Raw genomic sequence first — 23,290 nt, forward strand, 5'->3', positions numbered from 1 at the left:
GCAATTTCTGCGTGAGCAGTATTGTAGATATTGCTAATGACAAGCGATTGAGGGGCTAGGCTTGGTTATAGGGTTAACGTACGTGAACTGTTGATAAACAACGTCAGCCGCGTTGAGCGAAATGTCTTTGATACGCTCTGACCAAAAGGTATGTGGACAGGTTTTTCCTTTTACATCTGGGAGAACGCTACTGTTGTGCCACCGTTGAATAGACAGAACCTAAGTAACTATTTGTACAAACACAGGAACTTGGTAAGCCCAATTATCCGCCCAAGTGGCAGGTGACTCGTAAGAGAAGCTGTTGGATAAGTGGGTATGGGAACGATGGAAAAAGCGAATGCTTGGCTGTAATGGTCAGGATAGAGGTTCAGACTTTGCCTTAACTTGAAAGAGTGCAGACTTCCATTAGGTCTTTAATCGTAAGATGGCTTGTAAAGCTGATCGGACTGGCTGACGAAAAGTTATTCGTTGGTCGATACCGTCCCCCTAAGGGTGAAAATATTTCACCCTTAGGGGAGATCTATCTTCATTCCTTTAAGGGACATTAACCTTGAGGAAAGCAAGATGAGTAGCACACAACGTCTACCTGCGTTCTCACACTCAAATGAAAGCTGGCACACCATTGATTGGGAGTCATGCAATCGAAGAGTGAAGAAGCTACAAGTGCGAATTGCGAAAGCAACGTTAAATAAGGACTGGCGACAGGTTAAGAAGCTACAACGTATGCTTGTACGCTCTTTTTCTGCCAAAGCAATTGCGGTTCGACGGGTAACCGAGAATCGTGGAAAGAAAACACCCGGTGTTGATAAGGAAACTTGGAACACTCCAGCACTAAAGTGGGATGCAATAAAAGGTCTAACACGCAAAGGCTACAAGCCCAAGCCGTTACGTCGAATATACATTCCAAAAGCCAATGGTAAGAAGAGACCGCTGGGTATACCGACAATGAAGGATAGGGCAATGCAGGCGTTATATCTGCTAGCACTTGAACCCGTGTCAGAATCAACAGCAGATCGACATAGCTATGGCTTTCGTCCTCATCGTAGTTGCGCTGATGCTATCGAACAATGCTTCGTGAACCTCAGTCGCAAAGCAAGTGCCCAGTGGGTACTAGAGGGCGATATTAAAGGGTGTTTTGATTTCATTAGTCACGATTGGTTGATTGCAAATATTCCTATGGAGAAAGCAATTCTCAAGAAATGGCTAAAAGCTGGATACATGGAAGCAGGAAGTTGGAACGAAACTGAGGCAGGAACACCACAAGGTGGGATTATCTCACCGGTACTTGCCAACATGGCTTTGGATGGATTAATTGATGTACTCGAATCCCAATTTGGGAAGAAGAATACAAAAGCCAGTTACAAAACCAAGGTCAACTATGTGCGTTATGCAGATGATTTTATCATTACTGGTATCTCGAAAGAGTTACTAGAAGAACAAGTGCTGCCAATTGTGAAAGCCTTTATGGCGGAGCGAGGTTTGTCACTGTCGGATGAGAAAACATTTGTCACACACATAGAGAAGGGTTTCGACTTTTTGGGTCAGAACGTACGGAAATACAACGGTAAGATGTTAATCAAGCCGTCGAAGAAAAACGTAAAGACGTTCTTGAAAAACATACGAGATTACTTACAAAGTCACAAAATGGTGCCAGCATCGGCTGTTATTGCTAAGTTGAATCCAATGATCCGTGGTTGGTGTTACTACCATCGTTGGGTCTGTGCAAGTGAGGCTTTCAAGTATGTTGATTACCGTATCTGGAAGATGCTTTGGCAATGGTGCCGACGTATCCACTCCAATCGCCGTAAACGCTGGATTAAAGATAAATACTTTAAAACAGTGGGGGATCGGAATTGGGTATTCAGTGCGCCAAAACCAAAAGGGGAAGATGGACACTACCGTTTGCTCAGTGCATCGAGAGTGAAAATCGACAAGCACGTTAAGATTAAGTCGGAGATGAATTGTTACCTGCCTGAAGACGAACAATATTTTGAACGTTTAAGGATGCAGAGGCTTAAAAAGTCACTGTCGGGAAACATGAAACTTTGGAAGATTGCTGAAAAGCAGGATTTCAAATGTGGGGTCTGTAATCAAGAGTTTGGCTCAAATGATGAATGGGATATTCACCATATCATTAGGCGAGTTGATGGTGGTTCAGATAACAACTCTAACTTGATGATGCTTCATATTAACTGCCACAAAATGCTGCATTCAAACGTGGTATAATTGCTCAAAGTTTAAACAAAGGGCATTATATGCAAGAGAAAGCAGAAAAGATATTAGACTATATTTCGGCAAATCCTGACGATTGTACAATCGCTGAACCTGACTTTGATGTTGGTGTGTTCAGAGATCTAAAATCTCAAGGGTTAGTTGAAGGAATAGATGGAAGCTCCGATGGGGGAGGTATGTTCTTCAACGTCAGAATGACGCTAAAAGGAGAGCAGTATCTTGCCCAGATAAAGGCTTCCAAACCGAGTCTAGCTAAGCGTTTTCGTAGTTCTATAAATTGGACTTGGAAAGGCGTTTGCGTTGTCTGTTCTGTTCTTGCTACAGTTGTAAGCGTTTTAGCTGGTATTAAGACAATATTATCTTAGTTGCTGGTTTCTCTTAAGGGAAACTTATAAAGGCTTGAGCCGTATGCGGGGAAACTCGCACGTACGGTTCTTAGGGGGCGGTGGCGCAGCAATGCGCTACTGCTACCCGACATAAACCTTTATCTTGTCGCGATAACCCGTGATATCGGCATCGAAAGTGCTCATTTGCAATAGCAAACTGTGCGCTTTCTCTTTGCTCTCACAGGTTATAGCTTAAAGATAACGGTTTGCATCATAACGTTTAAACCCTTTATCATTTCAAAAGCCGAGGCAATAGCCTCGGCTTTCTTATTAGTGAACGACATCGACAGCTTAACTGAGTCGCTCACTCTAAGTGCAAGTCCAGCGGTGTTTTGCTTGGACGACCACCAATTTCACGCGTTAACTTCGGCACCAAATAGCCGGAGACTTGCTCAAGCAGCCCCGCCATGATGGTGCGAGCCTCATCATCACTGATATAGAAGTGCGCCGCGCCTTGCACCTTATCCAGAACATGTAGGTAGTACGGCAAAATACCCGCATCAAAAAGTGCTTCACTTAATTGCACCTGAGCGGCAACCGAATCATTGACCCCTTTGAGCAGCACACCTTGATTGAGTAAGGTGACGCCAAAGCGTTTGAGCCTTGCCATCGCATGACGAAATTCATCGTTGATCTCATTGGCATGATTGATGTGAGTCACCAAAATAATTTGCAGTCGAGACGCTTCGAGTAATGAACCCAGTGTCTCGGTTACTCTTGCGGGGATCACCACAGGTAAACGACTGTGAATGCGCAGTCGCTTGATGTGCGAAATGGCGGCAACACGCTCAATCAGCCAACGTAACTCCTCGTCTTTGGCCATAAGAGGGTCGCCGCCAGAGAGAATGAGCTCATTAATTTCATCATGCTGGGCAAGGTAATCCAATGCCTGTTGCCACGCCTGTTTGCTTCCTGGGTTGTCATTGTAGGGAAAATGGCGTCGAAAGCAGTAACGGCAATTGATGGCGCAGCCACCTTTTACAATCATCAACGCGCGATTGCGGTATTTATGCAGCAGCCCTGGCGTTGAGTTGTTTTGCTCTACTAATGGGTCGGTGGAGTAACCGTCATGCCATTCTAACTCTTCGCTCAAGGGTAAGACTTGACGCAAAAGCGGATCATAAGGATTGCCTTTTTCCATTCGCTCAACAAAACTTTTCGGCACACGCTGCGCAAACGGTTTTCGAGCTTCAAATCCGGCTTGCCACGGAGTGGGATCAATCTCTAACGTTTGTAAAAGCGTCAAAGGATCGGAGATCCCATTCGCTAACTGTTTGAGCCAGTTTTGCTCAACAGATTCGACTTTTCGGGTTATGATGTGCGGCATTAAATTGGACTCGAAGAAAATAAGAGGAAAAAATGGCTACTGTTAGCACGAATGAATTTAAAGGCGGTCTGAAAATTATGCTTGATAACGAGCCTTGTGTCATTCTCGAAAACGAGTATGTCAAGCCAGGCAAAGGTCAAGCGTTCAACCGCGTGCGAATCCGTAAGCTGCTTTCTGGTAAAGTGCTAGAGAAAACCTTTAAATCAGGTGACACCGTTGAAGTGGCTGACGTGATGGATCTTGATTTGGATTATCTGTACTCAGATGGCGAATTCTACCACTTCATGAACAACGAAACGTTTGAGCAATTTGCCGCAGATGCCAAAGCGGTTGGCGATAATGCAAAGTGGATGGTAGAAAACAACACTTGTATGCTAACGCTATGGAATGGCAACCCAATCGCGGTAACGCCACCAAACTTTGTTGAGCTTGAAGTGACAGAAACCGATCCAGGTTTGAAAGGTGATACTCAAGGCACTGGTGGCAAACCTGCTACGCTATCAACGGGCGCTGTTGTGCGTGTTCCTCTGTTTATCGCCATTGGCGAAGTGATCAAAGTTGATACTCGTTCTGGTGAGTACGTCGGTCGCGTCAAATAAGACGATATACCTGCAACTCATATTCATTAAAAAAGCTGGCATGGCCAGCTTTTTTTGTGTGGGCTTATGGCGATCGTTAGTGCAGCATAAAGACAAAAATGATCGCTAAGATAGAGATGAGCGCTGCGATAAAGTAGCAAACGACTTTGCCGGCAAGACCGACATGGCATTGCAGATCGTGTAGTCCATGATGTACGCGGTGCATGGCGTGCCACATGGGTAGGGCAAGGGTGGCGATAATAAACAGCGCGCCAATCCACGTCGTTGCAAACGCTACGACACGGTCATAACTTAACGCATCGGCATCAATCACACCCAGTGGCACTAAAACACCCAAAACCAGCACGGTAATCGGCGTTATCATTGCAAACCAAGTGCCGCCGGCACCAAACAAACTCCACCAAATCGGCTCATCGGAACGGGCCGGAGTGCGATCAACGTGATAATTTGATTGCATAACACTCTCTCCTTAAACAATGATCAACACGATCAGTGAAATGAATGCGACTGCGGCCCATTGAGCGAGCACGATCATCTTCTTATCCAGTGCCTTGCCTTTGATGCGGATCGGCATCACTTGCGGCATCATGCTAAAGAAGGTTTGCGCGTGAAGTAAACTGCCTGCAAGCGCCACGATATTAATCGCAATCACCACGGGGTTGGCCATAAAATCGAGCCAAGCCTGCCAAGCTTCTGGGCCTTTGACGAGGGCGCCTAAACCAAAGGTCAGGAACAAAGTAAACAAAATCAAAGGCAGCACAGTGGCTTCACGCAACATATAAAAGCGATAAAACGGGCTGGCTTGCCACCAAGAGCGCTTCATTTCGCGTACGTAAGGTTTACGGTTGCTCATAATGTTACGCCTCCTCGGTACGTTTTTCGGTTTGGGTCGGTTTGCCGTCCGGTTTTAGCATCGCGATCACAAAGTCCATTGAAGAGGCCACTTTGCCTTGGTTTACTGCCGCGGCTGGGTCAACATTTTTCGGACACACTTCAGAGCAATAACCGACAAAAGTACAGCCCCAAGCACCATTTATGCCGTTAATCAGTGGCATACGCTCGGCTTTGCCGTTATCACGGCTATCAAGGTTATAACGGTGTGCCAGCGTCAGCGCAGCAGGGCCAATAAACTCAGGATTTAAGCCAAATTGAGGGCAAGCGGCATAACACAGACCACAGTTAATACAGCCAGCGAACTGTTTGTATTTCGCCATTTGCTCTGGAGTCTGCAAGTTAGTGCCATCTTCTGGCGTGCGGTCATTACCAATGATGTAAGGTTTGATCGCCTCTAAACGTTCGATGAACGGCGTCATGTCGACAATCAAATCTTTCTCAATCGGGAAATTGGCCAACGGTTCAATTTTCACGCCGTCTGGGTAATCACGTAAGAAGCTTTTACACGCCAGTTTGGGAACGCCATTCACCATCACACCACACGAGCCGCAAATCGCCATGCGGCATGACCAGCGGTAAGCGAGATCTTTGTCCAGATGATCTTTGACATAGCCCAGTGCATCGAGCACCGACATGGTGTCATCAAACGGCACCTTAAAGGTTTCAAAGTGGGGCTCTGCGTCACGCTCAGGGTCGTAACGCAAAATGTCGACTTTTTGAATACGGGAGTTAGACATTGGTAGACTCCTTCACGCTTGATTCATCTTGGTTGGCTGCGGCTTTTTCCGCTGCGGCGGCTTTTTCGGCTGCTTCACCGTAAAGACGCGCTTTAGGCTGAGATTTGGTGATGGTCACATCGCTGTAATCAATGCTTGGCGCACTATCGGCTTGATAGAACGCCAATGAGTGTTTAAGGAAGTTCACATCATCGCGCTCAGTACAACCGTCGTCGAGACGTTGGTGCGCGCCGCGTGACTCTTTGCGCAAGATAGCGGAATGGACCATGGCCTCAGCAACTTCAAGCCCGTAACCCACTTCAATGGCATAAAGCAAATCTGTGTTGAACACTTTGCCTTTGTCTTTGATGCTGATGTTTTTGTACCGTGCTTTCAGCTCGGTGATTTTCTCGATGGTCTCTTGCATCAAGTCTTCTTGACGGTAGATGCCACAACCGGCTTCCATGGTGTGACCCATTTCAGTACGAATGGTTGCCCAGTTTTCATCCCCTTCTTGTGCCATAAGCGCGGCGATGCGAGCTTCCACATCGGCCACTTGCTCGGCAATGGCGCTATCGTTCCAGCCTTTGAATTCCGCAGCGCGTTTGACGGCATGCTCACCCGCAACGCGGCCAAAGACCACAAATTCTGCCAGCGAGTTAGAACCCAGACGGTTGGCGCCGTGTAAACCGACAGAGGCACATTCGCCGACCGCGAACAGACCCTTGATTCGAGTTTCACATTCGCCATTGGTTTCAATACCACCCATGGTGTAATGCACTGTTGGGCGAATCGGGATCGGCTCTTTGGCTGGGTCTACATTGACGTACGCTTTTGCCAGTTCACAGATGAACGGCAAGCGCTCTTGTAAGTACTCTTCACCAAGGTGGCGAAGATCAAGATGCACCACATCCCCTAATGGGTGTTTGATGGTGTTGCCTTTTTGCTGCTCATGCCAAAACGCTTGCGACACTTTGTCGCGCGGGCCTAGCTCCATGTATTTGTTCTTTGGCTGGCCGACCGGTGTTTCAGGTCCCATGCCATAATCTTGCAAGTAACGGTAACCATCTTTATTGACGATGATACCGCCCTCACCACGACACCCTTCGGTCATCAAAATTCCGGTGCCCGGTAAGCCGGTTGGATGGTATTGCACAAATTCCATATCACGCAGAGGCACGCCATGACGGTAGGCCATCGCCATGCCATCACCGGTCACAATGCCGCCATTGGTATTGCAGTGATAAACTCGACCCGCACCGCCAGTGGCAAGCACCACCGATTTCGCTTTGATGGTTACCAGTTCACCTTCTGACATGTGAATCGCAATCAAACCTTGCGCTTCGCCCTCATCGACCAATAAATCCACGACAAAGTACTCATCAAAGCGCTTGATGTTGGGGTATTTCATTGAGGTTTGAAATAGGGTGTGAAGCATGTGAAAACCGGTTTTATCGGCAGCAAACCAAGTGCGTTCGACCTTCATACCACCGAAACGGCGAACATTGACCTCACCGTTGTCTTTGCGGCTCCATGGGCAACCCCATTGCTCCATTTGGATCATTTCACGCGTGGCATTGGCGACAAAGTATTCCACCACATCTTGTTCACACAGCCAGTCACCACCGCCAACCGTGTCGTTAAAGTGGTTATCTAAGCTGTCTTCGTCTTTGATAACGGCTGCCGAGCCACCTTCTGCCGCAACGGTATGTGAGCGCATTGGGTAGACTTTGGAAATCAGCGCAACTTCCAGCTCAGGGTTCGCTTCTGCAGCAGCGATGGCCGTACGAAGTCCAGCGCCGCCGGCGCCGATGACTGCGATATCTGTGATAATCGTTTTCACAGTTACCCTCCAAGTGATTGTGCGGATGGGATCCGCTTATAAGGACGAGCGAGTTTCACGCTGAGTGGCAGGAAAGCACGATGGGTATTGCCGATACTCATCGCGGCGCAAACAGTGGAAAAAGCCCATAAAAAAACTAGGGTCAGTGTAGAAGATGGTGATGGGACAAAAATTGATATAAATGGTTTTTTCGGTGAGAAATAAAGCGTGAGATGTAAAAAAAATAGGTAATGTGATAGTAGTCACGACAATAATTAATCGAATCAATAAGTCTCTTATCGCTTTGTTTATCAAGCGATAGCGACGATTTTGTCAAAAGGAGAATGGTTCGCATTTGGCAATGAGGAAACTGCACTGTATTGCGGGTTTTTCGTGCTAGGCTGGCGAGAGAAACGGCTTGCAAAGGGCGTAAATGATGGTAACTTTTGCCGCATTTCTTTCAGTGTGAGACATCATCATGCAAACGCTTTGGCAACCGAGCGCGAGCGCAGCACAGCTTGTGCAACGCGCCGCTATTTTGGCTCAGATCCGTCACTTTTTCGCCGAGCGCGCTGTGCTAGAGGTAGATACCCCTGCGATGAGCCACGCAACGGTTACCGACATTCATCTTGATACTTTCAAAACCGAATTTGTGGGTCCCGGTTATCCCAAAGGCACGATGCTCTATCTGATGACCAGCCCCGAGTTTCACATGAAACGCTTGCTTGCCGCAGGATACGGTTCGATTTACCAAATCAGCAAGGCGTTTCGTAATGAAGAAAACGGTCGATATCACAACCCTGAATTTACTATGCTGGAATGGTATCGGATTGGCTTTGATCATCACCAATTAATGGATGAAATGGCCGAGCTATTAAGCTTAGTGTTGCATTGCGAAACACCAACGCGATTGACGTATCAGCAGGCGTTTTTGCAAGTGCTTGGTGTGTGCCCGCTGGAAGCGAGCATGGCGCAATTAAAAACCGCCGCTGCCGCGTTAGGTTTAAGTGATATTGCTGAGCCAGAAACGTGCCGAGATACGTTACTTCAACTGTTATTTAGCGTCGGCATTGAACCTAAAATTGGTCAAAGCGCACCAGTGTTTGTGTATGACTTTCCTGCCACACAAGCGGCATTGGCAAAAATTAATCCAGCCGATCCTCGCGTTGCTGACCGTTTTGAGGTCTATTTTAAAGGGATTGAACTGGCGAATGGCTTTCATGAGCTGGACGACGCGACAGAGCAACTGGCGCGATTTGAGGCTGACAATGCGACGCGTGCATTAAAAGGTCAAAGTGTTCAGCCCATTGACCGGCATTTGTTAGCGGCACTGGAATCTGGGCTTCCTGCGTGCGCTGGGGTGGCGTTGGGTGTGGATCGTTTGATCATGTTGGCGCTGCAATGCGACCATATTGAGCAAGTGATCGCCTTCCCATTTCCTCGAGCGTGATAGGTGAGAGTTGCGATCTTGATGAGATCGAGATCGCGTTTCTTTCTACTGCGCACCACTCTTTGACTCAATTTTTCGGTGGTCGCTGTAGGTTGTACTACATTGACTAGTTGTACTAGTGAGTTGTTATATGCCCAAGTCATTCTCGCTGAATCATGCATCTTGAGATGACTTGGGTATAATTTAAGTCATCAACAACGATACGTTTTGTGGTTATCGGAATGGCGAGCATCTTGATATCCCATAGCGAATGGTTTGTGTTGTAGGGAAGCGGTAGCGACAAATGAAAACACGAGTGAAGATCGTTGTATCGGCGCTTGAGCTGTTTAATCAGCATGGTGAGCGTAATATCACCACCAACCATATTGCAGATCACCTCAGTATTAGCCCAGGTAACCTTTATTACCATTTTCGTAATAAACAAGAGATCATTCACGAGATCTTCAAGCTTTATGCGCAAGAACTTTTGGAGCGCTTCACGCCAGTTGATCACCAACAAGAGAGCCTGACGTTATTAAAGCGTTATCTCGACTCCATTTTTTCATTGATGTGGAAATATCGGTTTTTCTACGCCAATTTACCGGAAATTCTCTCGCGTGATGAAGCGCTTCACCACGATTATCGTGCAGTGCAAGATCGCTTGCAGACCAATTTGGTGGTGATCATGCGCCAATTCGTGGAACTTGAATTGTTGGATTTGGATGAAGAAGCGCTTGTGTCGTTGGTGCGAACCCTTCATCTCATTGCTTCATGCTGGCTGTCGTATCAAGCGGCATTAACGCCACGCACGGAAATTAGCGAAACTCTGATAAGTCAGGGAATGCTGCAGATGATTGATGTGGTGAAGCCTGTTGCAACGACTCAAGGCCGCGAACAGTTGCTGCTGCTTGAAGATGGGATTCGCCACTTGGCTTAGTGGCGACATTTCGGTTTTGCGTGTATATCCAAGTGACCTCAAGATGCTGGATTCAGAGCCGGCTCACTGGGCTGAGAGCAAGGCAAACAACGCAGCGAAATAGCGAGTCTATTTTCAAGTTGTTTAACACAGCTGTCGGTTCAGTGATTGGCTTCTAGCGTTTCGTTAGCCAGTGTTCAGGATTTTGCGCGTGACTGTTGCGGCGTATTTCAAAATAAAGTGACGCGCGATCTTGGCCCCCGGTATTGCCCACAAGAGCAATTGGCTCTCCCGCCATCACTTTATCCCCTTCTTTTTTAAGCACGGCTTGGTTAAAGCCATACAGGGTCATATCGCCTTTGCCATGGTCGAGCAGTACCACCAATCCGTAGCCCCGCAGATAGTCGGCAAACACCACAGTACCAGAATAAATCGCGTTGACTTTATCACCGTATGTCGCGCTAATGACAGTGCCTTTCCAGGCAATGTGCTCTGTTTGTGCTTGGCCAAACCGATGCAGCAATGCGCCTTTGAGTGGCCAAGGCAAGCGGCCTTTTTGTTTTGCCAACCCGTCCATCGGCACCGCTGCACGCTTGGCCGCCTTGGCAATTTCGGCTTTTAATCGACTTTCGTTGCGTTTTAGCTCGGCAAGATAGCCTTGATCATTTTTGATCGTCTTTTTGATGTTGCCGAGCGTCGATTGGCGCAGTTGCTGCGCCGATTTCAATGCGGTGCGTTGCTCTGTTTGCTGACGAAGCTGCACTTCGATTTGGTTGAGCTCTTGCTGACGCAGTGCTTGTCGCTCAGCCAAATCTTGACGCGTTTGACCCAGTGAGGCGATGAGATCGCTACGCAACTGAGCCAAATGCTGAAAGTAGTAACCGATGCGTTCATCGTGGTTATTGGGCTCGAGTTTGATCCCGCCACTATTTGGGCCACGAGTGATGTAGTAGGTGTGCAGCAGTGATTTAAGCTGCTCAGTTTGACGCTTTTGATCTTGTTCTAGCTCGCGGATTTGCGTGTCAAGTTGAGACACGGCCTGCTGCGCGCTGCGCTGGCGAGTTTGGCTCTCGCGAATCGCTTTTTCGATTTTTACGATATCGAGCTCTTGAGTTTTCAAAGCTGTTTGCAATTGATTTAATTGCTTTTCTTGCTGTGATAGTGCGTTGGCTTGTCGAGCGATTTCGGCCTTAACGCCTTTGAGCTCTTGTGGTGACGATGCCATGCAGGTGAGCGGTGTCAGGGTAATGGCTGTGATAAGCCACCAAACCGCTTTGATGCGGCGTGAAGCGGTATGCTGAATATGGCAAACGTCTAGCACGAAAAAGATTCCTAACAAAAACGACTTCCAATGGCATGGCACGCAGTGACGATATATTAAATACCATCACCATCAATAAATTGCTGTGATTTTCCGTTGAAAGCTTGATCCATATCGAGTGACGGTTTGTCTGAGGTCGGACGGCCAATGACTTTCGCGGGAATGCCGGCAACGGTGGTATGAGGCGGTACGGCTTGCAAGACCACAGAGCCAGAGCCAATTTTAGCCCCTTCGCCAACTTCAATATTGCCAAGCACTTTAGCGCCAGCGCCAATCATGACACCTTCGCGAATTTTAGGGTGACGATCGCCGCACTCTTTGCCTGTTCCCCCCAATGTGACATCTTGCAAGATGGAGACGTCGTTTTCGACGACGGCGGTTTCCCCGATCACAATCCCCGTTGCGTGGTCAAGCATGATCCCTTTACCAATGCGCGCTGCAGGGTGAATGTCAACCTGACAGGCGACTGAAATTTGGTTTTGCAAATAGCTTGCAAGCGCATAGCGGCCTTGTTTCCAAAGCCAATTGGCGACACGATAACCTTGCAATGCATGGTAACCTTTAAGATAGAGCAAGGGAGTTGAATACATAGAAACGGCAGGGTCGCGATTGACCACCGCACAGATATCGCAGGCGGCCGATGCGGTAATGCTAGGATCGGCGGCAAACGCCTCTTCAACCACTTCACGTACCGCCATGGCAGGCATGGATGGCGTTTGTAATTTATTGGCCAGAATGTAGCTCAGGGCAGAACACAGACTGTCATGTTTAATGATGGTCGCGTGGTAAAAGCTGGCCAGCATCGGCTCTTGTTCGGCTAATTGGCGCGCTTCGGCATCGACTGCGTGCCAAACCTTTTTCTTCTCGCAATGTTTCATCATGACACCCTGAGCAATTATTTCCCTTCGGTTTTTTTGTCGCGTGCCAGCAAGTCTTGCGCCGCTGCTTGCGCGCTCTTTCCTTGATACAGCACCTGATAAATTTGTTCCACAATAGGCATTTCAACGCCCATTCGTTCGGCTAAGAGCCACACTTCTTTGGTGTTGCGATAGCCTTCAACGACTTGTCCAATCTCGTCTTGCGCTTCGTCAACGCCTTGACCTTGGCCAAGCGCCAAACCAAAGCGACGGTTACGAGATTGGTTATCAGTACAAGTGAGTACCAAATCGCCTAGACCTGCCATGCCCATAAAGGTTTCTGGCTTGGCACCGAGCGCCGCGCCAAGACGTGACATTTCAGCAAGGCCTCGAGTGATTAAAGCTGTTCGAGCGTTAGCTCCAAAGCCAATACCATCCGAAATACCAGCGCCAATGGCAATGACGTTTTTCACCGCGCCGCCAAGCTGCATGCCGATGAAGTCATCATTGGCGTAAACGCGGAACGTGCGGCCACAGTGGATTTTTTCTTGCAGATCCGCAACGAACCGAGCGTCAGGCGAGGCTACCGCAATCGCGGTGGGTAAACCCATAGCCAACTCTTTGGCAAACGTTGGGCCTGAAAGTACGGCGAGCGGGTGAGTGTCACCGAGAATATCAAAGGCCACGTCTTTGAGTAGACGTCCGGTTTCAGGTTCAAGCCCTTTGGTTGCCCAGCAAAGACGCGAGTCTGCGCGCAAAAATGGTTTGATGCTGTTGAGCACGAGGCCGAACACATGGCTTGGCACCACAATAAGAATGTCACGGCTGGCTTGCACCGCTTTTTCCAAGTCCGATTCAATGATCAGCGAGTCAGGAAAGGTGACGCCCGGAAGAAACGCTTGGTTTGCTCGGTCTGCTGCGAGTGTTGCCATATGCCAGGGTTCGTGACCCCAAAGCACGACGTTCGCGCCGTTGCGCGCGAGCGAGATCGCAAGTGAGGTGCCGTAAGAGCCCGCGCCAATTACGGTCATGCTGATGGGTTTACCGTAAATGTCGATACCGGTTGTGTCTGTCATGCGTTCACCTAAAAGAAAAGTCTGTGAATCGTGGTTTGCCGATTATACCTAAGTCGCGACGACAAACCCTAATATTATACCCGTCCTACTTGAAGTTGCAGCGTTGTTGGCTGGCTCTCACAAACCTCATCGCATAGTTCCTCTATGTTCAGAGGCTTTGTTCGTTTGCCGCCTACCTGCATCTCCAAGTTGTTTGGGTATATACCCTTCCCACTTGAAGCGGCAGAAAAAGAAAATGCACAGCGGCAAGTGTCGCTGTGCATTTTATTCAAGAGTGAGACGATGGCTTATGCTTGCGCTTCGCCTTCACCTTGCTGAGCTTGCTGCTGTAGGTAGTTCATGAACAAAGCATCAAAGTTAACTGGCGCTAGGTTCAATTGTGGGAACGTGCCTTTAACAACCAAACTTGAGATGGTTTCACGTGCGTATGGGAACAGAATGTTCGGGCAGAATGCACCTAGGCAGTGTGCGAGTTGACCTGCTTCCATATTGCCAGCGGTGAAAATACCGCCTTGCTGTACTTCGCAAAGGAACGCAGTATCGTCTGCGTTTTTAACGGTGACAGTCAAACGCAATACCACTTCATAAACGCCTTCACCAAGTTCACGGCTTTGAGTATCTAGGTCCAGTTTGACTTCTGGATTCCACTCTTTTTGGAACATTGCTGGCGAGTTTGGCGCTTCAAAAGAAACGTCTTTTAGGAAGATACGTTGGATTGCGAAATTTTGCGCGTCTTGTTGTGGTGCTGCTTCAGCCATTTTATTGAATCCTTAACTAATGATTTGCGGGGCATAGCGCCCAAATTCGTTTGCCTTGAGACTAACCGAGCCGAATCGGAATAACTAGGCCAAGCGGCAATTACGTGGAAAATGTCACATCTTAAGCCGCGATTTGCCGATTTGCTGCGCAGTGGGTCACTGGCGACAGGCAAAAAGTCTGGTGAATTACTTTGCGCCACGGATAAGCGGTAGCTTGGCATCCAGCCATGAGGTCAGGCCATTTTTCAGCACGTTGACTTGGCTAAAGCCCGCTTTGGCAAGCAAGTTTGCACTTTCTTGCGCGGCTTGGCCGTTGCGACATACCACGATGATTGGGTCTGATTTGTGGTTTTCAAGGCTCGCGAAGTTACCCGCTTTGATCTCTGATGGCAAAATGTGAAGCGCGTCAGTGATGTGGCCTTTTTTGAATTCATCGCGAGTACGAATGTCGATAACCACGCCGTTTTCACGATTGATAAGGTGAGTGGCTTGGCCAACAGAAATTTCTTTATAAGCCGCGTTCATCGACTTAACGATATTCATAATAAGTGCAGCAAATAAGCCCAGCCAAACTAAGGCCATGATGGTGTTTTGCTGAAAAAAATCGATATATTCTTGCATAGTTATAGCTCTTACACGGTTGCAGGTAGGTATCCCCTTTCTACTGGAAGTTGCAGCTTTGTTCGTTTGCCGTCTAGCTGCAATTCCCAGTTGTTTGGGCATAAAGTGCTGAGCAGTATAGCGAGGTTAAACTGCTGAGGCGAGTGGGTTATCGCGAAAACGTTCACCAGGTGAAAAGAGTGGGACCTATTGCAGCGATTGATAAAACCGACTGTCGAATTGACACCGATTAGTTCATGCTAAAGCTATCTTTTGATCACCCGCTTAGCCTAGCCTGTATAAAGCTAACGGCCGGGTGAATCATCCACGACGAATTGAAAGCAAGCAACATCGTTTACACCACAATACTTGATCTTAACCTACAGTTTTGGTTAAAAAGTGTAGTAAAATTACGCTAGTTTGTTTCAAGGTCGTCAGACCGATAGTTACGCAATTTGACGAGGTCAATACTATGTCAGCTAAGAAGCCAATGGCTCTAGTTATTCTTGACGGTTACGGATACCGTGAAGACAGCACCAGCAACGCAATCGCAAACGCGAAAACCCCTGTAATGGATGCACTTATTGCGTCTTGCCCAAATACCTTGATTTCTGCATCTGGTATGGATGTGGGTCTGCCTGATGGCCAGATGGGTAACTCTGAAGTGGGTCACACCAATATCGGTGCAGGTCGCATCGTTTATCAAGATCTGACTCGTATCACCAAATCAATTGCGGATGGCGAATTCCAAGAAACAGCTGCGCTTGTTGAAGCGGTAGACGCTGCTGTGACCGCGGGCAAAGCGGTTCACATTATGGGTTTGATGTCACCAGGTGGTGTTCACTCTCATGAAGATCACATCTACGCTGCGGTTGAAATGGCGGCAGCCCGTGGCGCAGAAAAAATCTATCTACACTGCTTCCTCGATGGTCGTGATACACCACCACGCAGTGCGGAAGGGTCACTAGAGCGTTTCCAAAACCTTTTTGCTCAATTGGGCAAAGGTCGTGTCGCTTCTTTGATTGGTCGTTACTACGCAATGGATCGTGACAACAACTGGGATCGCGTTCAGGTTGCATACGATCTTTTGACTCAAGCAAAAGCAGACTACACCTACGCGACAGCGGTTGAAGGTTTAGAAGCCGCTTACGCTCGTGATGAGAACGACGAGTTCGTCAAAGCGACCGCAATCAAAGCAGAAGGCCAAGAAGATGCCATCATGCAAGATGGCGATGCGGTGATTTTCATGAACTACCGCGCTGACCGCGCGCGTCAAATCACGCGTACTTTTGTCCCTGAGTTTGACGGCTTTGCTCGTGAGGTTTTCCCAGCGCTTCACTTTGTGATGCTAACGCAATACGCTGCTGATATTCCTCTGGCTGCTGCCTTCCCACCTGCGTCATTAGACAATACGTACGGTGAGTGGTTATCAAAACTGGGTAAAACTCAGCTACGCATTTCTGAAACTGAGAAATACGCGCACGTAACTTTCTTCTTCAACGGTGGTGTTGAAACTGAATTTGACGGTGAAGAGCGTCAGTTGGTGGCTTCTCCTAAAGTGGCGACTTACGATATGCAGCCAGAAATGAGCGCGTATGAGCTGACAGATAAGCTGGTTGCAGCGATTGAGTCTGGCAAGTACGACACCATCATCTGTAACTATCCAAACGCAGATATGGTTGGCCATACTGGTGTATACGATGCCGCAGAGCAGGCTATCGAAGCGCTTGATAGCTGTGTTGGTCGCGTCGTCGAAGCTATCAAAGCGGTTGGCGGTCAATTGTTGATTACAGCAGACCACGGTAACGCTGAAATGATGGTAGACCCTGAGACTGGTGGCATTCATACCGCTCACACGAGCTTGCCGGTTCCACTTATCTACGTTGGTGAAAAAGCCGTTGAGTTTAAAGCCGGTGGTAAGCTGTCTGATCTTGCTCCAACCATGTTGGCTCTGGAAGGTTTGGAAATTCCAGCAGAGATGTCAGGCGACGTGATTGTCAAATAGTCACTTGAACCTAAGCCGACTTAGAGCTTAGGTATCAAACTGCTTGAGTCACCTTGGTGCTTAAGGCTAAAAAAACCCCGAAGATTCGGGGTTTTTTATTGCCGCTCATTTAGGCCTGTTGACGCTAACCCAATATCAGCATGGCGGCATAGACGATGCCAAGGCCAATTAATCCGACCAAAATGCCAATTTTTGCCATGTCTTTGCTTTCAATTAAGCCAGTTGAGTAGGCCAGTGAATTGGGCGGTGTTGAGACAGGTAAAATCATGCCTAAAGAGGCTGAGAAAGCAACGACCACCAGCAGGCCTTGTAAGCCACCAACAGCGGACAGCGACGGCATTGAAGCGCCAATGGCGGCCGCAATCGGCATCAATAGGTTTGCGGTTGCGGTATTGGACATAAAATTTGCCATGAGCCAGCAAACCAGCGAAAGGGTGATGGCGACCGCGATGGGGGAGAGTGATTCATAATCAATAGCGTGAGCCAAGGCTTTGGCTAAGCCGGTTTTATCAAGCCCAATGCCAATCGCGATACCACCAGCCACCAGCCAAAGCACATCCCAGTTGATCAGTTTCAGCTCCTCTTTGCCCATGATCCCCGTTAAGGTAAAGACCGCCAGTGGAATGATCGCAACCACATATGAGTTCATGCCATGCAGCTTGGTTGTCATCCACATCAAAATGGTCACCGCGAAAGTGAGATACACCACGACGGCGCGCCAATTGCGCTGAAATTTTCCAGTCAGTTTGAGCGACATGGTTTGGCAATTTGAAGGAAACAGTTTTTGCAGCAGTAGCCAGGCAATCGTCAGTTGCACCACCACAAAAGGAAGGCCCATCGTCATCCATGCTAAAAAGTCGATGCTGTTGTCACCAGTAAGGTATTGCAACGCGATGGCATTGGGTGGCGTGCCTATGGGGGTGGCTATCCCTCCGGTGTTGGCCGCGATGGGAATGCAAAGCACCAGTGCTTTTACCCCAATATCACCTTTGGGAGCTGCGGCCACTATCGGCCCAAGCAGCGCGAGCATCATTACGGTTGTCGCAGTGTTGGACATAAACATCGAAAAGATGGCGGTGATCAACATTAAACCTAACATGATAAAACGAGGCTGTTGGCCAAAGGGGCGTAATAGCACGCGAGCGAGATTATTGTCTAAATCATATTTGGATGCGGAGATTGCTAAGGCAAATCCCCCCATAAATAAAATGATGATCGGCGATGAAAACGCCGAAAAAATGTCGGTGTAGGGCAAAAGAGTACCAAATTCATGCTCGGGCGCTTCAAGTCGAAACCACACTAACCCTTTGTTGGAAATCATCACTAACTCAAGCGCGATGATTAAAATGGACGTGGCAAATACCGGCACAGGTTCAAGTACCCACAATAGGGCAGCAAGTAAGAAAATGGCGAGTAGACGATGCTGAACGATGGTCAATCCCTCAATCGGGATCGCGCTGATAGGCATCAATAAGACAAAGATTGGAATTGCAAAACAAATCAGTAATTTGACTAAATTTTCCATACCACGTTTTGGCATAGTTTCTCCCTCAACAAAGCCTAATTATCACGAGCCTAAGGGATTTCGTTTTATTAATGTTGGAGCCAAGTGGGAGTTTTGTAATTAAAAAAAATTAACTGCCATTGGTTTGTTTTTAATCAAAAATTTCACATGGCGTCGCAACGCTTTCACCGTGTATCATGCGTTTTTTAGATCTTATATCTATACCCGTCCCACTTGAAGTTGCAGCGGTGTTGACTGGCACTCACAAACCTCATCACATAGCTTATCTATGCTCAGAGGCTTTGCTCGCTTGTTGCCTATCTGCATCTTCAAGTTGTTTGGGTATAAGCGATATCAAGTGGCGCAATTTAGCCTGCTGGCTTTGAAATGAACCTTTTGATGTGATTTAGATGTATACCGATTTTGAGGCAAGGATCTCGCATTTTATGAAAGCGACCGCATTTCGTTGGGTAGACCAACATCTCATTCGAATCAGTTTGACGGATAAATTTTTACTGATTTTACTCTTCTTTACTTTGCTGGTCGCAGCGATGGTAACGGCATTCAATCAGGCCGCAGAGGCGCAACTGCTGCAGTTATCACAAAGCTATCAAACGGCCTTGGCCGCGACTTCTTTAGCGCCCGCGCAAATAACCACGGCATTGAACGCGTTAGAAAGTGTACCGACAGCAGCAAATGTGTGGACGTATTTTGATGGGGGTGACTGGGCTTTGCTGGTGGTATTGCTGGGGCTGACCTTAGCGGCGTTATATTATGTGTCGAGCTTTATTGGCGGCGCAATGTATACCATGAATCATTCACTTCAGCGAATGTTAAACGGTGATTTAACCAGCCGAATGAATTATCTGCCTGTGCGCGATGAGTTCAGTGTTATTGCGGCAACGGTGGATAAAGTGGCAGAGCGCGAACAAGCGTTGGTTATCGCAATCAAAGAAGCGGCGCAATGGATGGAGTCCTTATCGAGTCAGCTTAGTCAAAGTAATCGTGAAAGTGAGCTTTTGTCGCAGCAGCAAGGCGTTCATTTGGACTCTTTGGTCAGCGCAATTGAAGAGATGGCGAGCTCAATTCGTGATGTGGCTTCTCATGCGGCGCAGACCTCTTCGGATGTAACGCAATCGAGCGGCGCGTCTCAACACAGTCACCAGCAGGTGAGTCAAACGTTGGCAGCGATTCAAGCTTTGCGCAGTGAGATTGATACTGCGTCAAATGCGGTCTCGTCGCTCGAACATAATGGTACCGAAATTGGCAGTATGGTGGCGACCATCAGTGCTATTTCCGAGCAAACCAATTTGCTGGCACTTAACGCTGCGATTGAAGCTGCGCGCGCAGGCGAGCAAGGTCGAGGCTTTGCTGTCGTGGCTGACGAAGTCAGAACATTGGCAGGACGAACTCAACAAGCGACGATCGAAATTCAACGTATGATCCAAGACTTATCCAACAATACCGGTCATTTGCGGACGATTATGCAAGGGACGGTGGAGAATGCATCGGCAAGTGAGTCGTTAATGGATTGTGTGAGTCAAGAGATCCTTGATATTGCCACGCGCAGCCAAAATATCAGCGATCGTACCACGGAGATCGCAACTGCCACGAATCAGCAAGGCGTTGTTGCGAGCTCAATTTCGTCCGATGTCGAGCATGTTCGTGAGCAAGCTTGGCAGGTGACTGAGATCATTCAAAACACCAGTAAAAATGTCACGGACTTGCATCAGCATTCCTCGAGCTTAACCAAACTGGTGCAAGGTATACGCACCGAATAGTGTGTGAATGCTATTAGCAATACCAAAAAAGCCCTCACTTTCGTGAGGGCTTTTTTCATCTGTGGAGAAATCGGGGAAGTGGCTTACGCTTCGTTAGCGGTAGCATTACCGTGAGCGTATGGACGCCCCATGACGGTCGGCTCACCAAGCGCCATGCTTTCATCAAAACGAATCGCATCTTTAGCAAACAAATTGATCACGGTTGAACCCAATTTGAAGCGGCCCATTTCTTCGCCTTTTTTCAGCACAATGGCTTTGTCACCCGTGGCCGGATAATCCCATTTGTACACCGTATTGCCGCGCGGTGGCGTCACGGTGCCAGCCCAAACTTGTTCAATGCTACCAACGATTGTCGCGCCCACTAACACTTGCGCCATGGGGCCAAATTCAGTGTCGAAAATCGAGACCACACGCTCGTTGCGCGCAAATAGATGAGGCACATTTTCTGCTGTGAGGGGGTTAACTGAAAAGAGATCGCCCGGGACGTAGATCATCTGGCGTAGTGTGCCATCACACGGCATATGCACGCGGTGATAGTCACGAGGTGACAAGTAAAGTGTGGCAAATTCACCATCATCAAATTCTTTTGCCAACGCCGCATCGCCACCGAGCAGTTCTTGCGCTGAGAAGTCGTGTCCTTTTGCTTGAATCAGTCGACCTTGCTCTATCGGACCAAATTGACTGACACACGCATCAGCAGGGTGGGTAATGACCGTTTCACCTTCTGCAATAGGGCGTGCATCGTCTTTTAGTTCACGGACGAAAAACGCGTTAAAGCTGTCGTAGTGAGCAGGATCGGCGTGCTTCGCCTCATTCATATTGACTTGATATTGCTTGATAAACCAACGGATCACCGCTGTGGTGATGCGACCGGCGCGCGCGGCAGCAAAAAGGCCAACAAGGCGGGTCAAACCATGCTGAGGGATCCAATACTGCAGTTTAACTTTGAGCTTATCCATCATCTGTTCCGAATATCGAATTGATTGTAGGGCGCGGAATGTTACTGAAAATTCGTGAGATTGTCAGTAGATAGCGCGGTTTTTGTGCGCAATTACAGATCCGCTTTTTTATTTCGAGAATATTGTCGATTGGCTTTATTCTCGGCCATGCTCTCGATAATACGGTGATAATTTTCAAAACGAGAGGTGCTGATTTCGCCGTGTTCGACCGCCTCTCGTAAAGCGCAGCCAGGATCGTCACCGTGCTTACAATCGCGGAACTTACAGCCTCCTAAATAAGGGCGAAACTCAACAAACGCTTCGGTAACTTCATTGGGTTCAAGATGCCATAAGCCAAATTCGCGCACCCCGGGTGAATCGATAAGATCGCCACCAGATGGAATATGATACAACCTTGCGGCGGTTGTGGTGTGCTGGCCTAAACCTGAGGTTTCAGAAATTTCACCTTCTTCAACTTCAAGCTCAAGTTCTGGCAATAACGCATTGACTAAACTTGACTTTCCAACGCCTGACTGACCAACAAAAATATTGATTTGTCCTTGCAAAGCCGCTTCGAGTTCGGCGATACCGTGTTTGGTTTTTTTGCTGACGCAAATTAGGCGGTAGCCGATGCGCTGATACAACGCGAGCGTTGCTTGGTATTGAACAAGCTCGGTCTCATCCAGTAAATCAATCTTATTGAGTACCAAAAGAGGACGAATTTGCAGCGTTTCGGCCGCAATCAAATAACGGTCAATAATGTTGAGTGACAGTTCTGGCAGTACCGAGGAGACAATGACCATTTGATCGATATTGGCGGCGACCGGTTTGAGCCCGTCGTAATAATCGGGGCGCGTTAAGACCGAGTGGCGAGGCTCAACGGCTTCGACAACACCGGAGATCCCGGCCATAGACTCGAGCCCTTGACGCCAAATGACGCGATCACCGGATACTAAGGACTCGATGCCACGACGCAAATTACAGCGCTGAATCTCGCCTGTCTGCGAGTCTTCAATATCAGCATGTTGACCAAATCGAGTAATAACCAGCCCTTTACGCTGTGCGCCGAGCATCGATTCATCCCAGTGGACCTGTTCGGTTTGTGAGAGTCGTTTTTGTTGGTTACTGCGCACACGGCGCACTTGCCCTTTGGTTAGCTTTTTCTTTTTTGCCACAAAAATTCTACTTAGTGTGTTGGTATCAATGATGGAGGTACTGACGTAGCATGCAGTGAGGCACTCAGTACGCAATCTATCGTGTTTGAATGAGATAGAATCAATATTTTGAGGTATAGTACCTCTTTTGCCCACAAACAAATAGGCAGGGTGTTATGTCGTTTAGCGATCAAAATTTGATTTGGATTGATTTAGAAATGACCGGCCTCGATCCGGATCAGCATAAAATTATTGAAATCGCTTCGATTGTGACAGACAGCCAATTAAACATTTTGGCCGAAGGGCCGGTATTGGCGATTCATCAATCAGAGGCTGAACTCAATAAAATGGACGATTGGTGCACCAATACTCACACGGCAAGCGGCTTGGTTGAGCGCGTCCAGCGCAGTGACGTCGATGAAGCGAAAGCGGTTGAACTGACGTTGGCCTTTTTATCTCAGTGGGTGCCAAAAGGTGCATCGCCTATCTGCGGTAACAGTATTGGTCAAGATCGTCGTTTTCTATATCGTCATATGCCCGAGCTTGAGGCATACTTTCACTACCGCTATCTTGATGTGAGCACCTTGAAAGAGTTGACTCGCCGTTGGCAACCAGAGCTGCTCGCGGGTTTTACAAAACAAGGCACTCATCTTGCGTTAGATGATATTCGCGAATCCATTGCTGAGTTGCAATATTATCGTGAAACGGTATTTAAGATCTGAGTTGGTCGTCGGTAGGGAGCAACGCAGCAGCAGTTGATATGGCGTAAATAACGCCATTTTTAATGCGTAATGTTGGTTTTTTGCGCGAACGATAAAAAAAAACAAAATATTTGGCTCAGACTATTGCATCAAACCAAAATGCTCTTATAATTCGCAGCCCTGAACAGCGGAAACGTTGTTGATGCGACACTAGCTCAGTTGGTAGAGCGCAACCTTGCCAAGGTTGAGGTCACGAGTTCGAACCTCGTGTGTC

At 48.0% G+C, this 23,290-nt stretch carries 21 protein-coding genes; 8 read left to right on the plus strand and 13 right to left on the minus strand.

Translation table 11 applies throughout. The features are described 5' to 3' along the window. Positions 1 to 564: 564 nt before the first annotated feature. The gene (gene ltrA / locus HGP28_RS14030) at positions 565 to 2,226 is read left to right on the plus strand and encodes a group II intron reverse transcriptase/maturase (RefSeq protein ID WP_168837104.1); all 1,662 of its coding nucleotides are present in this window, start codon (positions 565 to 567) and stop codon (positions 2,224 to 2,226) included. Positions 2,227 to 2,255: 29 nt separating this feature from the next. Continuing rightward, positions 2,256 to 2,597, plus strand: coding sequence for a hypothetical protein (locus HGP28_RS14035; protein WP_168837105.1), 342 nt, complete (start codon positions 2,256 to 2,258; stop codon positions 2,595 to 2,597). Positions 2,598 to 2,922: 325 nt separating this feature from the next. On the opposite strand, the gene epmB is transcribed toward HGP28_RS14035, so the two are convergent. Further along, positions 2,923 to 3,945, minus strand: coding sequence for an EF-P beta-lysylation protein EpmB (gene epmB, locus HGP28_RS14040; protein WP_168837106.1), 1,023 nt, complete (start codon positions 3,943 to 3,945; stop codon positions 2,923 to 2,925). 32 nt (positions 3,946 to 3,977) lie between these two features. On the opposite strand from epmB, the gene efp reads away from it, so the two are divergent. After that, positions 3,978 to 4,544 (plus strand): elongation factor P, encoded by a 567-nt coding sequence (gene efp, locus HGP28_RS14045; RefSeq protein ID WP_168837107.1) that lies wholly within the window; start codon positions 3,978 to 3,980, stop codon positions 4,542 to 4,544. 76 nt (positions 4,545 to 4,620) lie between these two features. Here efp and frdD read toward each other — a convergent pair whose 3' ends face one another. Genes frdD through frdA form a run of 4 tightly spaced genes read right to left on the minus strand, consistent with a single transcriptional unit; the run spans position 4,621 to position 7,997 of the window. After that, positions 4,621 to 5,001 carry a fumarate reductase subunit FrdD gene (frdD, locus tag HGP28_RS14050; RefSeq protein ID WP_168837108.1) on the minus strand — a complete coding sequence of 127 codons (381 nt, stop codon included), beginning with the start codon at positions 4,999 to 5,001 and terminating at the stop codon, positions 4,621 to 4,623. A gap of 12 nt (positions 5,002 to 5,013) precedes the next feature. Beyond that, a complete protein-coding gene (gene frdC, locus HGP28_RS14055) occupies positions 5,014 to 5,397 on the minus strand; it encodes a fumarate reductase subunit FrdC (protein WP_168837109.1) in 384 nt (127 codons plus the stop codon). A 4-nt stretch (positions 5,398 to 5,401) separates the two neighbouring features. Further along, entirely contained in the window at positions 5,402 to 6,175 is a 774-nt protein-coding gene (locus tag HGP28_RS14060; RefSeq protein WP_168837110.1) for a succinate dehydrogenase/fumarate reductase iron-sulfur subunit, read from the minus strand. Beyond that, on the minus strand, positions 6,168 to 7,997 hold the full coding sequence (gene frdA, locus HGP28_RS14065; RefSeq protein WP_168837111.1) for a fumarate reductase (quinol) flavoprotein subunit: 1,830 nt from the start codon (positions 7,995 to 7,997) through the stop codon (positions 6,168 to 6,170). Before frdA ends, HGP28_RS14060 begins: the two co-directional genes overlap by 8 nt. A 457-nt stretch (positions 7,998 to 8,454) precedes the next feature. On the opposite strand from frdA, the gene epmA reads away from it, so the two are divergent. Together epmA and HGP28_RS14075 are read left to right on the plus strand one after the other, a co-directional pair. Continuing rightward, entirely contained in the window at positions 8,455 to 9,426 is a 972-nt protein-coding gene (gene epmA, locus HGP28_RS14070) for an elongation factor P--(R)-beta-lysine ligase (protein ID WP_168837112.1), read from the plus strand. A gap of 283 nt (positions 9,427 to 9,709) precedes the next feature. Then, positions 9,710 to 10,342, plus strand: a complete 633-nt coding sequence (locus HGP28_RS14075) for a TetR/AcrR family transcriptional regulator (RefSeq protein ID WP_168837113.1) — start codon at positions 9,710 to 9,712, stop codon at positions 10,340 to 10,342. A 154-nt stretch (positions 10,343 to 10,496) separates the two neighbouring features. Here the strand turns inward: HGP28_RS14075 and HGP28_RS14080 are convergent, their stop codons facing one another. The 5 genes from HGP28_RS14080 to HGP28_RS14100 all read right to left on the minus strand — a co-directional run bounded on the left by HGP28_RS14080 (position 10,497) and on the right by HGP28_RS14100 (position 14,954). Further along, complete coding sequence (locus tag HGP28_RS14080) at positions 10,497 to 11,546, minus strand: peptidoglycan DD-metalloendopeptidase family protein (RefSeq protein WP_168837126.1); 1,050 nt, start codon at positions 11,544 to 11,546, stop codon at positions 10,497 to 10,499. A gap of 152 nt (positions 11,547 to 11,698) precedes the next feature. Further along, complete coding sequence (gene cysE, locus HGP28_RS14085; RefSeq protein WP_168837127.1) at positions 11,699 to 12,520, minus strand: serine O-acetyltransferase; 822 nt, start codon at positions 12,518 to 12,520, stop codon at positions 11,699 to 11,701. Positions 12,521 to 12,537: 17 nt separating this feature from the next. Then, the gene (gene gpsA / locus HGP28_RS14090; protein WP_168837114.1) at positions 12,538 to 13,575 is read right to left on the minus strand and encodes an NAD(P)H-dependent glycerol-3-phosphate dehydrogenase; all 1,038 of its coding nucleotides are present in this window, start codon (positions 13,573 to 13,575) and stop codon (positions 12,538 to 12,540) included. 287 nt (positions 13,576 to 13,862) lie between these two features. Then, a complete protein-coding gene (secB, locus tag HGP28_RS14095; protein ID WP_168837115.1) occupies positions 13,863 to 14,333 on the minus strand; it encodes a protein-export chaperone SecB in 471 nt (156 codons plus the stop codon). Between the two features lie 186 nt (positions 14,334 to 14,519). Continuing rightward, positions 14,520 to 14,954 (minus strand): rhodanese-like domain-containing protein, encoded by a 435-nt coding sequence (locus HGP28_RS14100; protein ID WP_168837116.1) that lies wholly within the window; start codon positions 14,952 to 14,954, stop codon positions 14,520 to 14,522. Positions 14,955 to 15,405: 451 nt separating this feature from the next. Here HGP28_RS14100 and gpmM point away from each other — a divergent pair, with 451 nt between their 5' ends. Beyond that, complete coding sequence (gene gpmM, locus HGP28_RS14105) at positions 15,406 to 16,938, plus strand: 2,3-bisphosphoglycerate-independent phosphoglycerate mutase (protein ID WP_168837117.1); 1,533 nt, start codon at positions 15,406 to 15,408, stop codon at positions 16,936 to 16,938. Positions 16,939 to 17,062: 124 nt separating this feature from the next. Here the strand turns inward: gpmM and HGP28_RS14110 are convergent, their stop codons facing one another. Further along, positions 17,063 to 18,478: an SLC13 family permease gene (locus HGP28_RS14110; RefSeq protein ID WP_168837118.1), complete on the minus strand. Its 1,416-nt coding sequence runs from the start codon at positions 18,476 to 18,478 to the stop codon at positions 17,063 to 17,065. Between the two features lie 410 nt (positions 18,479 to 18,888). Here HGP28_RS14110 and HGP28_RS14115 point away from each other — a divergent pair, with 410 nt between their 5' ends. Continuing rightward, a complete protein-coding gene (locus HGP28_RS14115; protein ID WP_168837119.1) occupies positions 18,889 to 20,223 on the plus strand; it encodes a methyl-accepting chemotaxis protein in 1,335 nt (444 codons plus the stop codon). A gap of 83 nt (positions 20,224 to 20,306) precedes the next feature. On the opposite strand, the gene asd is transcribed toward HGP28_RS14115, so the two are convergent. Beyond that, positions 20,307 to 21,182: an archaetidylserine decarboxylase gene (asd, locus tag HGP28_RS14120; protein WP_168837120.1), complete on the minus strand. Its 876-nt coding sequence runs from the start codon at positions 21,180 to 21,182 to the stop codon at positions 20,307 to 20,309. Positions 21,183 to 21,274: 92 nt separating this feature from the next. Then, positions 21,275 to 22,336 (minus strand): small ribosomal subunit biogenesis GTPase RsgA, encoded by a 1,062-nt coding sequence (gene rsgA, locus HGP28_RS14125; RefSeq protein WP_168837121.1) that lies wholly within the window; start codon positions 22,334 to 22,336, stop codon positions 21,275 to 21,277. A 155-nt stretch (positions 22,337 to 22,491) separates the two neighbouring features. Here rsgA and orn point away from each other — a divergent pair, with 155 nt between their 5' ends. After that, positions 22,492 to 23,037 carry an oligoribonuclease gene (gene orn / locus HGP28_RS14130; protein ID WP_168837122.1) on the plus strand — a complete coding sequence of 182 codons (546 nt, stop codon included), beginning with the start codon at positions 22,492 to 22,494 and terminating at the stop codon, positions 23,035 to 23,037. Positions 23,038 to 23,290 lie beyond the last annotated feature (253 nt).

Source organism: Vibrio agarilyticus (assembly GCF_012641465.1).
Classification (GTDB): Bacteria; Pseudomonadota; Gammaproteobacteria; order Enterobacterales; family Vibrionaceae; genus Vibrio; species Vibrio agarilyticus.

Excerpts from the sequence above, each read along its gene's own strand:
- orn (WP_168837122.1), top strand. The coding sequence starts at position 22,492 with ATGTCGTTTAGCGATCAAAATTTGATTTGGATTGATTTAGAAATGACC.
- asd (WP_168837120.1), bottom strand. The coding sequence starts at position 21,182 with ATGGATAAGCTCAAAGTTAAACTGCAGTATTGGATCCCTCAGCATGGT.
- HGP28_RS14110 (WP_168837118.1), bottom strand. The coding sequence starts at position 18,478 with ATGCCAAAACGTGGTATGGAAAATTTAGTCAAATTACTGATTTGTTTT.
- HGP28_RS14075 (WP_168837113.1), top strand. The coding sequence starts at position 9,710 with ATGAAAACACGAGTGAAGATCGTTGTATCGGCGCTTGAGCTGTTTAAT.
- epmB (WP_168837106.1), bottom strand. The coding sequence starts at position 3,945 with ATGCCGCACATCATAACCCGAAAAGTCGAATCTGTTGAGCAAAACTGG.
- secB (WP_168837115.1), bottom strand. The coding sequence starts at position 14,333 with ATGGCTGAAGCAGCACCACAACAAGACGCGCAAAATTTCGCAATCCAA.
- cysE (WP_168837127.1), bottom strand. The coding sequence starts at position 12,520 with ATGAAACATTGCGAGAAGAAAAAGGTTTGGCACGCAGTCGATGCCGAA.
- ltrA (WP_168837104.1), top strand. The coding sequence starts at position 565 with ATGAGTAGCACACAACGTCTACCTGCGTTCTCACACTCAAATGAAAGC.
- frdD (WP_168837108.1), bottom strand. The coding sequence starts at position 5,001 with ATGCAATCAAATTATCACGTTGATCGCACTCCGGCCCGTTCCGATGAG.
- frdC (WP_168837109.1), bottom strand. The coding sequence starts at position 5,397 with ATGAGCAACCGTAAACCTTACGTACGCGAAATGAAGCGCTCTTGGTGG.
- efp (WP_168837107.1), top strand. The coding sequence starts at position 3,978 with ATGGCTACTGTTAGCACGAATGAATTTAAAGGCGGTCTGAAAATTATG.
- epmA (WP_168837112.1), top strand. The coding sequence starts at position 8,455 with ATGCAAACGCTTTGGCAACCGAGCGCGAGCGCAGCACAGCTTGTGCAA.
- HGP28_RS14060 (WP_168837110.1), bottom strand. The coding sequence starts at position 6,175 with ATGTCTAACTCCCGTATTCAAAAAGTCGACATTTTGCGTTACGACCCT.
- HGP28_RS14035 (WP_168837105.1), top strand. The coding sequence starts at position 2,256 with ATGCAAGAGAAAGCAGAAAAGATATTAGACTATATTTCGGCAAATCCT.
- HGP28_RS14115 (WP_168837119.1), top strand. The coding sequence starts at position 18,889 with ATGAAAGCGACCGCATTTCGTTGGGTAGACCAACATCTCATTCGAATC.
- gpsA (WP_168837114.1), bottom strand. The coding sequence starts at position 13,575 with ATGACAGACACAACCGGTATCGACATTTACGGTAAACCCATCAGCATG.
- gpmM (WP_168837117.1), top strand. The coding sequence starts at position 15,406 with ATGTCAGCTAAGAAGCCAATGGCTCTAGTTATTCTTGACGGTTACGGA.
- HGP28_RS14080 (WP_168837126.1), bottom strand. The coding sequence starts at position 11,546 with ATGGCATCGTCACCACAAGAGCTCAAAGGCGTTAAGGCCGAAATCGCT.
- HGP28_RS14100 (WP_168837116.1), bottom strand. The coding sequence starts at position 14,954 with ATGCAAGAATATATCGATTTTTTTCAGCAAAACACCATCATGGCCTTA.